This is a genomic window from Pseudomonas azerbaijanoccidentalis (assembly GCF_019145495.1).
GTDB classification, from domain to species: domain Bacteria; phylum Pseudomonadota; class Gammaproteobacteria; order Pseudomonadales; family Pseudomonadaceae; genus Aquipseudomonas; species Aquipseudomonas azerbaijanoccidentalis.
The window spans coordinates 750565-764253 of sequence record NZ_JAHSTU010000002.1 but is presented as its reverse complement, the minus strand read 5'-3'; the positions used below and the strand labels follow the sequence as shown (position 1 = coordinate 764253).

Annotated in this window: 12 protein-coding genes; 2 read left to right on the top strand and 10 right to left on the bottom strand. The window is 59.4% G+C overall.

Features of this window, described 5'->3' with window-relative positions; all coding sequences use genetic code 11:
* Positions 1-469: 469 nt before the first annotated feature.
* From KVG88_RS10060 to KVG88_RS10045, 4 genes are read right to left on the bottom strand one after another with little or no spacing between them, the layout of a single operon-like run.
* On the bottom strand, positions 470-1627 hold the full coding sequence (locus KVG88_RS10060) for an osmoprotectant ABC transporter ATP-binding protein OsmV (protein ID WP_217871236.1): 1158 nt from the start codon (positions 1625-1627) through the stop codon (positions 470-472).
* Complete coding sequence (locus KVG88_RS10055) at positions 1624-2277, bottom strand: ABC transporter permease (protein WP_150705523.1); 654 nt, start codon at positions 2275-2277, stop codon at positions 1624-1626. Before KVG88_RS10055 ends, KVG88_RS10060 begins: the two co-directional genes overlap by 4 nt.
* A 12-nt stretch (positions 2278-2289) precedes the next feature.
* Positions 2290-3183 (bottom strand): glycine betaine ABC transporter substrate-binding protein, encoded by an 894-nt coding sequence (locus KVG88_RS10050; protein WP_217871235.1) that lies wholly within the window; start codon positions 3181-3183, stop codon positions 2290-2292.
* Positions 3184-3203: 20 nt separating this feature from the next.
* Entirely contained in the window at positions 3204-3920 is a 717-nt protein-coding gene (locus KVG88_RS10045) for an ABC transporter permease (protein ID WP_150705521.1), read from the bottom strand.
* 374 nt (positions 3921-4294) lie between these two features.
* On the opposite strand from KVG88_RS10045, the gene KVG88_RS10040 reads away from it, so the two are divergent.
* Both KVG88_RS10040 and KVG88_RS10035 read left to right on the top strand, forming a co-directional pair.
* Complete coding sequence (locus tag KVG88_RS10040) at positions 4295-5878, top strand: peptide chain release factor 3 (RefSeq protein WP_007973058.1); 1584 nt, start codon at positions 4295-4297, stop codon at positions 5876-5878.
* Positions 5879-6158: 280 nt separating this feature from the next.
* Positions 6159-6416: a hypothetical protein gene (locus KVG88_RS10035; RefSeq protein WP_217871234.1), complete on the top strand. Its 258-nt coding sequence runs from the start codon at positions 6159-6161 to the stop codon at positions 6414-6416.
* A gap of 155 nt (positions 6417-6571) precedes the next feature.
* Here the strand turns inward: KVG88_RS10035 and KVG88_RS10030 are convergent, their stop codons facing one another.
* The 6 genes from KVG88_RS10030 to KVG88_RS10005 all read right to left on the bottom strand — a co-directional run bounded on the left by KVG88_RS10030 (position 6572) and on the right by KVG88_RS10005 (position 13661).
* Complete coding sequence (locus KVG88_RS10030) at positions 6572-7552, bottom strand: peptide ABC transporter ATP-binding protein (RefSeq protein ID WP_075947653.1); 981 nt, start codon at positions 7550-7552, stop codon at positions 6572-6574.
* Positions 7552-8520, bottom strand: a complete 969-nt coding sequence (locus KVG88_RS10025; protein WP_150703597.1) for an ABC transporter ATP-binding protein — start codon at positions 8518-8520, stop codon at positions 7552-7554. Before KVG88_RS10025 ends, KVG88_RS10030 begins: the two co-directional genes overlap by 1 nt.
* 11 nt (positions 8521-8531) lie before the next feature.
* Entirely contained in the window at positions 8532-9458 is a 927-nt protein-coding gene (locus tag KVG88_RS10020; protein ID WP_150703598.1) for an ABC transporter permease subunit, read from the bottom strand.
* Positions 9459-9469: 11 nt separating this feature from the next.
* On the bottom strand, positions 9470-10480 hold the full coding sequence (locus KVG88_RS10015; RefSeq protein WP_090316025.1) for an ABC transporter permease subunit: 1011 nt from the start codon (positions 10478-10480) through the stop codon (positions 9470-9472).
* Between the two features lie 73 nt (positions 10481-10553).
* The gene (locus KVG88_RS10010; protein ID WP_217871233.1) at positions 10554-12149 is read right to left on the bottom strand and encodes an ABC transporter substrate-binding protein; all 1596 of its coding nucleotides are present in this window, start codon (positions 12147-12149) and stop codon (positions 10554-10556) included.
* Between the two features lie 78 nt (positions 12150-12227).
* Complete coding sequence (locus KVG88_RS10005; protein WP_150703600.1) at positions 12228-13661, bottom strand: OprD family porin; 1434 nt, start codon at positions 13659-13661, stop codon at positions 12228-12230.
* Between the last annotated feature and the right edge of the window lie 28 nt (positions 13662-13689).

The window sequence follows — 13689 nt, the reverse complement described above, 5'->3', positions numbered from 1 at the left end:
CGTTCGGCGCGAACTTTAGGGCGTGAGGGGCTTGAGATCAACAAAAAATGTCGCGTTTTTGCACTCTTCTGACGCGCGTTACGGGCATCACTCTTTGTAACCGACTCAGATGACAGTCGGATGTTCCCGAGGAATTGCGAAGTGTTAAGAATACCTGCACGTTCGACGCTTTTGTGCGCTAAGTCGCTAGGAAGTGCGATGGCGTCAACTTCGGCGACGTTGGGGGCGAGAACGCGAGCTGAGATGAGGTTTGGCTGATTACAGGAGTGATCTTTGGGAGGCTTTTGTCGGCGACACTGTTGATATTTTTTTCCGGCCTGCGAAGTCTCCGAATTTTGCTCCGAACCTGTGAGAGCCAGCCTGCTGGCGATGACAATTTCATCATCAAAACAGTATTGACTGGCATTTCCCTATCGCCAGCAGGCTAGCTCCCACAGGTTTTTGCATTTTTACCGGGGACTTTGAGGTGTCAGGCGACCACTGATTCGGCCGGTGACACGATGCTGGTCTTCATCCCTCGCGAACGCCCCGAGCTCAAATAAGCCGCAATCGACTCCTGCGTCACCTCGCCCAAAAACACCCGCTCGGCATCCATTACCGGCAACCACGCTCGATTGAACTCGTACATGCGCGACAACAGGATGCGCAAATGTTCGTCGTACGCGGCGGTGGCGTTGAATTCGCGCAGGTACTGGCCACAAGTACCCTCCTGGCGGTGCAGGTCACGACGTCGCACGTAGCCCAGGGCTTTGTTCTCGGTGCAGGTCACCACCACGTAACGGCGGTCGTGTTCGTCCATCAACTCCAGCGCTTCGGCCACCGTCGTTTCCGGGCTGACGGAGGGCGCGTTGTCCGCCGCGTCTTCGGCTTTCACCAACAACAGGCGTTTGAGGGTGCTGTCCTGACCGACGAAGTTGCTCACAAACTCATCGGCCGGGTGCGCGAGCAGCGTGTCCGGGTGATCGATCTGCAACAACTTGCCGGCGCGGAAGATCGCAATCTTGTCGCCGAGCTTGATCGCCTCATCGATGTCATGGCTGACCATGATCACGGTCTTGTTCAGCGCCCGCTGCATTTCGAAGAACTCGTTCTGGATCATCTCGCGGTTGATCGGGTCGACCGCACCGAACGGTTCATCCATCAACAACAGTGGCGCATCGGCGGCCAGTGCTCGAATCACGCCTATCCGCTGTTGCTGCCCACCGGACAATTCCCGTGGGTAACGATGCAGGTATTGCTTGGGTTCGAGCTTGATCATGCTCATCAACTCGCGGGCGCGGTCGTGGCATTTCTGTTTGTCCCAGCCGAGCAGCTTCGGCACCACCACAATGTTTTCTTCGATGGTCATGTTCGGGAACAAACCGATCTGCTGGATCACGTAGCCAATATTGCGACGCAGGGTCACTTCGTCGAGGCCGGTGGTGTCTTCGCCGTTGATCAGGATCTTGCCCGAGGTCGGCTTGATCAGACGGTTGATCATCTTCAGCGTGGTGCTTTTGCCGCAACCCGATGGCCCGAGGAACACGCAGATTTCGCCTTCATTGACGGTCAGGCTTACCGAATCCACGGCTTTGACATCTTTGCCGTTGCTTTGGAAGGTCTTGCTGAGGTTTTGAAGTTCGATCATTTGAGTAATCCTTTTGGAGTCAGCGAACGTTGCAGCCATTGCAGAAGCAGGTCGGCGAAGATGGCCAGCAAGCTGACCAGCACGGCGCCGACGATCAGCATCGACATGTCGCTGCGGCTGATGGAAGCGAGGATGAGTACGCCCAGGCCACCGGCGCCGATGGTGGCGGCGATGGTCATGACACCGATGTTCATCACCACGGCGGTGCGCACACCGGCGAGGATCACCGGCACCGCAATCGGCAGTTCAACCATGCGCAGGCGCTGGCCGAAGGTCATGCCAATACCGCGCGCGGCTTCACGAATGCCCGGTTCTACACCGCTCAGCGCCAGGTAGGTGTTGCGCATGATCGGCAACAGTGAATACAGGAACACGGCGGTGATCGCCGGCATCGGCCCGAGGCCCTGGCCGAACTTGGAATAGAAAGGCAGCAGCAGGCCGAACAGGGCAATCGACGGCACGGTCAGCAGCACCGTGGCACTGGCCTGCAGGGGGCCGGCGAGACTCGGGAAGCGGGTCATCAGAATGCCAAGCGGCACGCCGACCAGAATCGCCAGGGTCACGGCGATGCCGACCAGGGTGATGTGTTGCCACGTCAGGTGTAAGACCAATGGCCAGTCGAGATGGGAAAAGGCGTTCAGGAATTCCATGACTTTTCCTCCTTAATTAATCGGGTGCTGGCGCAGGAAATCGGCGGCAACGGCTGAAGGACTCTGGTGCTCGACGTCGACCCGCGCGTTGAGTTCGCGCATGGTGTTGTCGTCGAACAGTTCCGCCAGCGGCTTGAGTTGTGCGGCCAATTGCGGGTGCGCATCGAGGTACGCCTGACGCACCACCGGGGCGGCGGTGTAGTCGGGGAAGTAATGCTTGTCGTCTTCCAGCAGCTTCAGCTTGAAGGCATTCAGGCGACCGTCGGTGGTGTAGACCAGGCCGGCAAACACTTGGCCGTTACGCAGCGCGGTGTACACCAGGCCCGCATCCATCTGGCGGATATTCTTGCGGGTCAGGTTCATGTCGTAGAGCTTGACCATGCCATCCAGACCGTCCGAACGGTTGGCGAACTCGGTATCCAGCGCCACCAGATTGTTGGTCTTGGCTTCCTTGCGCAGCACCGTGTTCAGTTCACTGATGGTGTTGATCTGCGGGTATTCGTCGGCAACGTTTTTCGGCAGGGCGAGGGCGTAGGTGTTGCTGAATTTCGACGGGGTGAGCCAGACCAGGCCTTTTTTCGCGTCGAGTTCTTTGACTCGTGCGTAGGACTGTTCGCTGTCGAGTTTTTCAGTGACATGGTTGTAGGCCACCAGCGAAACGCCGGTGTATTCCCAGAGCATGTCCAACTGGCCGCTTTCATGGGCGCTGCGGGCCAGGTTGCTGCCCAGGCCGCCGGTCACTTGCACTTCGTAACCTTTGGTGCGCAGGTACTGCGAGGTGATCTCCGCCAGCAGGGTCTGTTCGGTGAACACCCGGGCGCCGATGCGGATGACGGGTTTTTCCGCAGCTTGGGCAAATCCTGCGAACAGCAGGACGCAGCCTAGTAAAAAGCTTGATGTTTTCATGACGATTCCTTTGCCGAGGCTTAAGACGGGCGCAAGCCGCGTTCGAGCCAGAGACGGCTGGCGAGGGTCACCAGGCCATCGAGCAACAAGGCCAGCAGCGCGGTACACGCGGCGCCGAGCAGCAATTGCGGCTGATTGTTCAGGGCGATGCCGGGGAAAATCAGGCTGCCAAGACTGTTGGCGCCGATCAGGAACGCCAGTGGCGCCGTCCCGACGTTGATCGCCAATGCCACGCGCACGCCACCGATGATGATGGGCACGGCGTTGGGCAACTCGACGCGCCACAACACTTGAGCGGGTGTCATGCCGATACCGACGGCGGCTTCCTTGAGCGAGCCCTGAACATTTTTCAGGCCTTCGTAGGTGTTGCGCACGATGGGCAGCAAGGAGGCAAGAAAGAGGGCGAAGATGGCCGGGCCACTGCCGATGCCCAGGATGCCGAGGGCGATGGCGAGAACGGCGAGCGGCGGAACGGTGTTGCCGATATTGAAGAACTGCATGAAGCGCTCGGCGCGGCCGATCATGCTCGGGCGGCTGAGGAGGATGCCGGCTGGGATGCCCACGACAAGGGCGGCCAACATGGATGCGAGGACGAGAATCAGATGAGCTTGCAGGTAAAACAACAAATCGTCGCGGTAATGCTCGATCGTATTGATGCCGATCCAGTGGATCAGCAGGGCCAGAAGGGCGATTACCAACGCGCCTCCTATCAGCCCTTTGCCATAGTGGATAGCCACAGGCGGACTCCTTTTTTCAGTCGGCGAACGCAGTCCCGTGTGGCATGCCATTCCTGGCTGCCGGGTAAGACATTCGCGAGAAGCAGCTCTATCAATGTCGGTAAAACGACATGAAATCGAGCCATGAGCACAGCCTCGTCAGGCCGAATTGCAGGTGTTTCAGGCCCCCGACGAGTGGTCGTTACGGGGGAATGGACGTCTCCGTGCTTTAAAAGGTTCCCACGTTCGACACTATTTGGCCACCCTGTATCCTCGCGTAGCCGCTGCCGAGCCTCGCGGGCTCGGCAGCGGCTACAGGGTGAACGGTGGTCCATGGAGGGTGGTTTGCGCTATACTCGCCGCCCTTTTTTGAATCACCTGCCAGGCGATTTCCCATGACCAAACAGGCCGCCGAAGTCGCGAAACGCCGCACTTTCGCCATTATTTCCCACCCCGATGCCGGTAAAACCACCATCACCGAAAAACTCTTGCTGATGGGCAAGGCGATTGCGGTAGCCGGCACGGTGAAATCTCGTAAGTCCGACCGCCATGCCACCTCCGACTGGATGGAAATGGAAAAGCAGCGTGGTATTTCCATTACCACGTCGGTCATGCAGTTCCCGTATCGCGAGCACATGATCAACCTGCTCGACACCCCGGGCCACGAAGACTTCTCCGAAGACACCTACCGCACCCTGACGGCGGTCGACTCGGCATTGATGGTTCTCGACGGCGGTAAGGGTGTAGAGCCACGGACCATCGCCCTGATGGACGTTTGCCGTCTGCGTGACACGCCGATCGTCAGCTTCATCAACAAACTCGACCGTGACATCCGCGACCCGATCGAACTGCTCGACGAAATCGAAGCGGTCCTGAAGATCAAGGCAGCGCCGATTACCTGGCCGATCGGTTGCTACCGCGACTTCAAAGGCGTGTATCACCTGGCCGACGACTACATCATCGTCTACACCGCCGGTCACGGACACGAACGCACCGAAACCAAAATCATCGAGAAACTCGATTCCGACGAGGCGCGCGCGCATCTGGGCGACGAATACGAGCGCTTCCTCGAACAGCTGGAACTGGTGCAGGGTGCCTGCCACGAGTTCAACCAGCAGGAATTCCTCGACGGTCAACTGACCCCGGTGTTCTTCGGTACGGCATTGGGCAACTTCGGTGTTGACCATGTGCTCGACGCCGTTGTCGACTGGGCGCCGCGTCCTCTGGCACGCGTGGCCAACGAGCGCACCGTGGAGCCGGTCGAAGAGAAGTTCTCGGGCTTCATCTTCAAGATCCAGGCGAACATGGACCCGAAACACCGCGACCGTATCGCCTTCATGCGTATCTGCTCCGGCAAGTACGAAAAAGGCATGAAGATGCGCCACGTGCGCACCGGCAAGGACGTGCGGATCGGCGATGCGCTGACCTTCTTCTCTTCCGAGCGTGAGCAGTTGGAAGAAGCGTTTGCCGGCGACATCATCGGCCTGCACAACCACGGCACCATCCAGATCGGCGACACCTTCAGTGAAGGCGAAGTCCTGGGCTTCACTGGTATCCCGCACTTCGCTCCGGAACTGTTCCGCCGCGTACGCCTGAAAGATCCGCTGAAATCCAAGCAACTGCGTCAAGGTCTGCAGCAGCTGGCCGAAGAAGGCGCGACCCAGGTGTTCTTCCCGGAGCGCAGCAACGACATCATCCTCGGCGCCGTCGGTGTGCTGCAGTTCGATGTGGTCGCCAGCCGCCTGAAAGAGGAATACAAGGTCGAGTGCTCCTACGAGCCGATCACCGTTTATTCCGCGCGCTGGATCGAATGCAGCGACAAGAAGAAGCTTGAGGAATTCTCCAACAAGGCTGTGGAAAACCTGGCACTGGACGGCGGTGGTCACCTGACCTACCTCGCACCGACGCGGGTCAACCTGGCGCTGATGGAAGAGCGCTGGCCGGACGTGAAATTCCGTGCGACGCGTGAGCATCACTAAGCGTTGAGCTGCAAAGTCAAAAGCCCCGTTGCGAAAGCCTCGGGGTTTTTTATTGAGGATCAAAAGATCGCAGCCTTCGGCAGCTCCTACAGGTGTTCAATGTAGGAGCTGCCGAAGGCTGCGATCTTTTGATCTTTTCGGCATAACCATTATTCAAAACCAATCTGCCAGGCGTTGGCATTTTCCCGCATTCGAAAGCGTCCTATCTGGAGAACCCGGTTAATCGGAACTAGATTTCACTAAGCGCCAGACAGGCACTCTACGAAGGATGGATTCGGCCATGAACAGATTGCTCCGTATTTTATTGATGATGAAAGTATTAATGATGCTGGCCCTCGGCAGCTCGGCGGTCTGGGCTGAGTGTGAGGATCATGAGACTCAGGCTTCGAGTGGGCAGGGGGCGCACGGGGAATTAATGATCGCCAGGTCCGAATCGGAGCCGGGTGATAAAGGGCAGGGAGGGGCTGAGGGTGACGATGACTCGATCACCGATGATCCGGACTCCGATGACGCCGACGAAGGCGACAGCCAGACGTAAATAGCAGACAAAATAAAACCCCTTCCACTTGAAGTGGAAGGGGTTCGATCAACACAACCCCTGTGGGAGCTAGCCTGCTGGCGATTGCGGTGTGCCGGTAAACAGAAATGTTGACCGGTATACCGCTATCGCCAGCAGGCTGGCTCCCTCAGTTTTTACGCCGCGCCGTGCACGAACTGCTCGGCGTAGTGGCAAGCCACTTGGCGGCTGTCGAGCAGGCGCAGGGCCGGCTCTTCAGTGCTGCAACGCTCGGTGGCGTACGGGCAGCGCTTGTGGAAAGCGCAGCCCGGTGGCGGGTTCAGCGGGTTGGGCAGTTCACCGACGATCTTGATTTTCGGCTTGTCCGGATCCGGGTGGATGGTCGGCGTCGCCGACAACAGCGCCTGGGTGTAAGGGTGCAGAGGACGGGTATAGATGTCCTCCTTCGGGCCCATTTCCACCGGACGGCCGAGGTACATCACCATCACGTGGTCTGCCACGTGTCGCACCACTGCCAGGTTGTGCGAGATGAACACATACGCGGTGTTGAACTCCTGCTGCAGATCCATGAACAGGTTCAACACCTGCGCCTGAATCGACACGTCCAGCGCTGACGTCGGTTCGTCCGCCACCAGCACTTTCGGTTGCAGCATCATGGCGCGGGCCAGAGCGATCCGCTGGCGCTGACCGCCGGAGAACATGTGCGGATAACGCTGGTAGTGCTCAGGACGCAAGCCGACCTGCTTCATCATCGCCTGGACTTTCTCGCGACGTTCAGTGGCCGACAGGTTGGTGTTGATCAGCAGCGGTTCGGCCAGTTGATCACCGATTTTCTGCCGCGGGTTCAACGACGCGTACGGGCTCTGGAACACCATCTGCACGTCTTTGCGCAATTGCTTGCGCTGGGCCTTGTCGGCGCCGGCGACTTCCTGGCCGGCGATTTTCAAGGAGCCCGAAGACGGCTCTTCGATCAGGGTCAGGGCGCGGGCCAGGGTTGATTTGCCGCAACCCGATTCGCCCACAACGGCGAGGGTCTTGCCGGCTTCCAGCTCAAACGACACACCGTTTAGGGCGCGTACGGTAGCGTGACCCTTGAACATGCCACGGGACACTTCGTAGTGACGGGTCAGGTCGCGGGCGGTAAGTACGACGGCCATTACGCCACCTCCTGGTTCAGCGGGTAGAAGCAGCGGGCGAGGCTGTTGCTTTTCGGGTCAAGGGCCGGACGCTGCGTGCGGCAGTTGTCCTGCACGTACGGGCAGCGCGGCGACAGCAGGCAACCCTGCGGACGGTCGTAACGACCGGGCACGATGCCCGGCAGGGTCGACAGACGCTCGGCGCCCAGGCTGTGTTCCGGAATCGCCTTGAGCAGCGCTTCGCTGTACGGGTGCGCCGGGATGTCGAACAGTTGCGGCACCTGGCCGACTTCAACGGCTTGACCGGCGTACATCACGCACACGCGCTGGGCGGTTTCAGCCACGACCGCGAGGTCGTGGGTGATCAGCACCAGGCCCATGTTCTGCTCTTTCTGCAACGCCAGGAGCAGGTCCATGATCTGCGCCTGGATCGTTACGTCCAGTGCCGTGGTCGGTTCGTCGGCGATCAGCAGTTTCGGCTCGCCGGCAATCGCCATGGCGATCGCGACACGCTGGCTCATACCGCCGGACAGTTGATGCGGGTAGGCGTCCATGCGGCTGGCCGCGCCCGGGATCTCAACTTTTTCCAGCAGTTCGATGGCACGCTTGCGCGCCGCCTTGCCAGACATTTTCAGGTGCAGACGCAGCACTTCTTCGATCTGGAAACCGACGGTGTAGCTCGGGTTCAGTGCGGTCATCGGGTCCTGGAAAACCATCGACAGGTCTTTGCCGACGATTTGCCGACGCTGACGGTTGCTCAACTTGAGCATGTCTTTGCCGTCGAAACTGAGCGAGTCAGCGGTGACGATGCCGGGATGCTCGATCAGGCCCATCAGCGCCATCATGGTCACGGATTTACCCGAACCCGACTCGCCAACGATGGCCAGCACTTCACCTTTGTCCACTTTCAGGTCGAGGCCATCGACCACAGGCGTAGCGTTCTTGTCGCCGAAACGAACGTTGAGATTCTTGATTTCTAACAGTGACATTTGGAATCTCCTCAGGCGGCGTTCTTGAGTTTCGGGTCCAGCGCGTCGCGCAGGCCGTCACCCATCAAGTTGATTGCCAGCACGCTGAGCAAAATGGTCAAACCAGGCAGGCTCACCACCCACCAGGCGCGTTCGATGTAGTCGCGGGCCGAGGCAAGCATGGTGCCCCACTCAGGGGTTGGCGGTTGTACGCCAAGGCCGAGGAAGCCCAGCGCGGCGGCATCGAGAATCGCCGAGGAGAAGCTCAAGGTGGCCTGAACGATCAGTGGCGCCATGCAGTTAGGCAGCACCGTCACGAACATCAGGCGTGGCAGGCCGGCACCGGCCAGGCGCGCGGCGGTCACGTAGTCACGGTTCAGCTCGCCCATCACCGCAGCGCGGGTCAGACGAACGTAGGACGGCAGGGACACCACGGCGATGGCGATCACGGTGTTGATCAGGCCAGGGCCGAGGATGGCGACAATCGCCACGGCCAGCAGCAGGGACGGCAGGGCCAGCATGATGTCCATCAGACGCATGATGGTCGGGCCAACCGCTTTCGGGAAGAAACCGGCGAACAGACCCAGCAGGATCCCCGGGATCAGCGACATCACCACCGACGACAGACCAATGAGCAGCGACAGGCGCGAACCCTGGATCAGGCGCGACAGCAGGTCGCGACCCAGTTCATCGGTGCCGAGCAGGAACTGGATTTGCCCACCTTCCAGCCAGGCTGGCGGGGTCAGCAGGAAGTCACGGTATTGCTCGCTCGGGTCGTGGGGGGCAACCCACGGGGCGAAGATGGCGCAGAAAATCACCAGCAGCATGAACATCAGGCCGGCGACGGCGCCTTTGTTCTTGGAGAACGCTTGCCAGAATTCTTTGTACGGCGACGGATACAGCAGGCTTTGATCCACGGCGGAGGCAGCGGTGGCTACTGAGGATGTTGGAGTGCTCATGGGTATTGACCTCAGCGCTGATGACGGATGCGTGGGTTGGCAAAGCCGTAGAGGATGTCCACTACGAAGTTGACCAGAATCACCAGGCAGGCGATTAACAGGATGCCGTTTTGCACAACCGGGTAGTCCCGGGCGCCAATGGCTTCGATCAGCCATTTGCCGATGCCCGGCCAGGAGAAGATGGTTTCGGTCAGGACCGCACCGGCCAGCAGGGTACCGACTTGCAGGCCGACCACGGTCAGTACCGGAATCAGCGCGTTACGCAGGCCGTGCACGAACACCACGCGCGACGGCGACAGGCCTTTGGCGCGGGCGGTACGGATGTAGTCTTCGCGCAGTACTTCGAGCATCGACGAGCGGGTCATCCGCGCAATCACCGCCAGCGGGATGGTGCCGAGCACGATGGCCGGCAGGATCAGGTGGTGCAGCGCATCGAAGAACGCACTGACATCATCGGCCAGCAGTGTATCGATCAGCATGAAACCGGTACGCGGCTCGATGTCGTAGAGCAGGTCGATCCGCCCCGACACCGGGGTCCAGCCCAGGGACACCGAGAAGAACATGATCAGGATCAGGCCCCACCAGAAGATCGGCATCGAGTATCCCGCGAGGGAGACCCCCATCACCCCGTGGTCGAACAGTGATCCTCGCTTGAGTGCCGCAATCACCCCGGCCAGAAGGCCCAGGATGCCGGCGAACAGCAGGGCGGCCATGGACAGTTCCAGGGTCGCGGGGAAGAGAGAAGTGAACTCGGTCCAGACGCTCTCACGGGTCCGCAAGGATTCCCCGAGATCGCCGTGGGCCAGTTTGCCGATGTAATCCAGGTACTGGGCATACAGGGGTTTGTTCAGACCTAGGCGTTCCATTGCCTGAGCGTGCATTTCGGGGTCGACCCTACGTTCTCCCATCATGACTTCCACGGGGTCGCCAGGGATCATGCGAATCAACGCGAAAGTCAGCAAGGTGATGCCGAAGAACGTGGGGATCAGTAACCCCAGTCGGCGGGCAATAAAACTAAACATCGTGTGGTGTACCTCATCAGCCGGTTAGGCGTGCCCGGCTTGCCTGGGTCAGGCCTGCCGGGAGTTTTCTTATTTACTTCACCTGGGTGGTGGCGAAGTTATTCGTGGTGAGGGGGCTAATGTGATAACCCTCTACGTTGTTACGCATTGCGGTGAACATTCTAGTGTGTGCCATGCTGATCCATGGCTGGTCCTGGTTAAAAATAACCTGAGCCTGTTCGTACAGTGCAGCACGCTCGGCCGGGTCGGTTTTTTCGCGAGCCTGGTCGATCAGTGCCTGGAACTTGTCATTGCACCAGCGCGCGTAGTTTTCGCCGTTCTTCGCCGCTTCGCAACTGAGCATAGGCGTCAGGAAGTTATCCGGGTCGCCGTTATCGCCCGCCCATCCGGCGGAAACCATGTCGTGCTCGCCGTTTTTCGCGCGTTTGAGCATTTCGCCCCATTCCATCACGCGTATATCGATCTTGATCCCGACCTTGGCCAGGTCGGCTTGCATCATCTGCGCACCGAGCATCGGGTTGGGGTTGGTCGGGCCGCCGCCGTTGCGGGTGAACAGGGTGAAGGTGGTCCCTTCTGGAACACCGGCTTCCTTGAGCAGCGCGCGGGCTTTGTCCAGATCACGGACCGGGTTTTTCAGGCTGTGGTTGTAGCCCAGCAGGGTGTCCGGGAACGGGTTGACCGCCACGGTGGCGTTGCCTTTGCCAAACAGGGCGTTGACGTAGGCTTCCTTGTCGAACGCGATGTCGATGGCTTTGCGTACCCGCACGTCGCTCATGTACTTGTGGGTGGTGTTCATGGCGACGTACGACACGGTCATCGCGTTCAGTTCATCGACTTTCAGATTCGGGTCTTTCTTGATGCTCGGGATGTCGTCCGGCTTCGGATACAGCGCGACCTGGCACTCGTTCGCCTTGAGCTTTTGCAGGCGCACGTTGTTGTCGGTGGCGATGGCCAGGATCAGCGCTTCGGCCGGTGGCTTGCCACGGAAGTAGTCCGGGTTGGCCTTGAAGCGAACCTGAGCGTCCTTGTTGTAGCGCTGGAAGACGAACGGGCCGGTGCCGACCGGCTTGTTGTTCAGGTCGCCGGTCTTGTTGGCCTTGAGCAACTGGTCGGCGTACTCGGCGGAGTAGATCGACGAGAACGCCATGGCAATGTCAGCCAGGAACGGCGCTTCACGGCGGGTCAGGGTGAACTTGACCGTGTTGTCGTCGACTTTCTCGACGCTTTTCAGCAGTTCCTTGAAGCCCATGCTTTCAAAGTACGGGAAGCCCACGCTCGACAGTTTGTGCCACGGATGATTCGGGTCCAGCTGGCGCTGGAAGCTCCAGACCACGTCGTCGGCATTCAGGTCGCGGGTCGGCTTGAAATATTCGGTGGTGTGGAACTTGACGCCTTTGCGCAGGTGGAACGTGTAGCTCAAACCGTCTTCGCTGATGTCCCACGATTCGGCCAGTGCCGGAATCACATCGGTGGTGCCGGGCTTGAAGTCCGCCAATCGATTGAAGATGGTTTCAGCCACGGCATCGGCGGTGACTGCAGTCGTGTACTGGACCATGTCGAAGCCTTCGGGGCTGTTTTCGGTACAGACCACCAGCGGCTTGGCCGAGACACCCACCGCGACACTCAGCAAGGCGGCCGCGATGGCCGCGCGTAGGGGAAGCATTTTCATCAAGAACCCTCTGCAATCGGTTAAAGGACAAAAGCCGAACGGCAATTCATCACTGAACGCACCGTTCGGCCCACTGCATTACAGAATATTGAACGGGATGGTGGTCACGAGACGGAACTCGTTGATGCTGCCATCAGACTGGTTATCGCTGGCGCGGTGAGCGGTGTAGGTTCCACGAATAGTGGTGGCTTTGAGCGGGCCGCTTTGTACGGCGTATGTCGCACCGATACCGTATTCGTAATGATGTTCACCGTCTTGCGTCTGGATACCGTCGTAGCCCTTGTCGACCACACCTTTGTTGCCGGTGTAGTGAGTACCGTCGATGCCCCAGCCGCGAGCCTGGTAGATGTTGAACTTCAGGCCTGGCACGCCGTACTCGGCCATGTTCAGGCCGTAGGCCACCTGGAAGGATTTCTCGTTCGGGCCGTTGAAGTCCGACAGCAGGGAGTTGGCCAGGTAGATGCCGTTGGTTTCGTGCAGGTAGTCGAAGTACTCGTTACCGTTCACTTCCTGGTACGAGAAGGTCAGGCTGTGGGCCTGGTGGGTCAGGCCGAACGACAGGGAGTACGTATCGTTGTCGATGTCGCCGATCAGCGCTTTGCCGTCTTCCTGTGTTTTGTAGTAGTTCAGGCCGGTGGTCAGGCTCAGGACCTGGCTGTCACCCAGTACGTGGGTGGCGCCGAAGTAGTATTGGTTCCAGATGTCTTCAGCCTGGGTCGCCCAAAGGCTGGTGGTCAGGCTGGCGAATGGGGTGTAGGTGATGCCACCGGTGTAGATGTGATCGGTTTCTACACGGCCGTTGGCGTACTCGGCACGGAATTTTTGCTCGCTTTGTTCCATACGCGGGGACACGCGGTCAAAGGTCGCGAAATCGAAGGTCAGGTTTTCCAGCTCAGCGACATTCAAGCTCACGCCCTGGAAGCTCGAAGGCAGGGCACGGTTGCCGATGGTGTCGACTTGCGGGCTGCTGTAGCTCTGGCGACCGGCAGTCAGGGTGGAGTTGGAAACACGTGCCTTGACGTTGGCCAGACCCAGTTTGCTCCACTGACCTACGGCGTCACCGCCTTTTTCGGTCAGGGTACGGTTGTTGCCCGAGAAAGCCCCGGTCTTCGGAGCGCCACCGTTGCCGGCGGCCAGGTTCTCGCGATCACGCTCCAGCGCAATGGCGTTGTAGGCGGCGACTTCAGTGCTGAAGCCGACAGTGCCTTCGGTGAAGCCCGAGTTGTACTTGAGGATCGTGCCTTGTACCCAGTTGATACGACGATCCGTTTCCGGCAACGCGCCGTCTTTGCTGTAACGGAACTTGCCGCCACGTTTCAGCTGTTCGTTGGCGTACCAGTTGCGCGTTGTCCCGGTCAGCGATTGGCCGTCGACAAAGCCAGTGGCTTCGCTTTGTGCCGCTTTCTCTTTCACAGTAACCGGGGTGAACGCCTGGCTCTGGGTTTCAGCGTAAGCCGTGGCGGTTACGCTGCTGATGGCCAAGGCCAATATTGCGGTGCTGCTCAGTTTCATGGGTAAAGCTCCTTACTTTCTTTTTTTT

Coding starts and splice junctions, on each gene's coding strand:
- KVG88_RS10040 (WP_007973058.1), top strand. CDS start 4,295: ATGACCAAACAGGCCGCCGAAGTCGCGAAACGCCGCACTTTCGCCATT.
- KVG88_RS10035 (WP_217871234.1), top strand. CDS start 6,159: ATGAACAGATTGCTCCGTATTTTATTGATGATGAAAGTATTAATGATG.
- KVG88_RS10050 (WP_217871235.1), bottom strand. CDS start 3,183: ATGAAAACATCAAGCTTTTTACTAGGCTGCGTCCTGCTGTTCGCAGGA.
- KVG88_RS10025 (WP_150703597.1), bottom strand. CDS start 8,520: ATGTCACTGTTAGAAATCAAGAATCTCAACGTTCGTTTCGGCGACAAG.
- KVG88_RS10015 (WP_090316025.1), bottom strand. CDS start 10,480: ATGTTTAGTTTTATTGCCCGCCGACTGGGGTTACTGATCCCCACGTTC.
- KVG88_RS10060 (WP_217871236.1), bottom strand. CDS start 1,627: ATGATCGAACTTCAAAACCTCAGCAAGACCTTCCAAAGCAACGGCAAA.
- KVG88_RS10005 (WP_150703600.1), bottom strand. CDS start 13,661: ATGAAACTGAGCAGCACCGCAATATTGGCCTTGGCCATCAGCAGCGTA.
- KVG88_RS10055 (WP_150705523.1), bottom strand. CDS start 2,277: ATGGAATTCCTGAACGCCTTTTCCCATCTCGACTGGCCATTGGTCTTA.
- KVG88_RS10010 (WP_217871233.1), bottom strand. CDS start 12,149: ATGAAAATGCTTCCCCTACGCGCGGCCATCGCGGCCGCCTTGCTGAGT.
- KVG88_RS10030 (WP_075947653.1), bottom strand. CDS start 7,552: ATGGCCGTCGTACTTACCGCCCGCGACCTGACCCGTCACTACGAAGTG.
- KVG88_RS10020 (WP_150703598.1), bottom strand. CDS start 9,458: ATGAGCACTCCAACATCCTCAGTAGCCACCGCTGCCTCCGCCGTGGAT.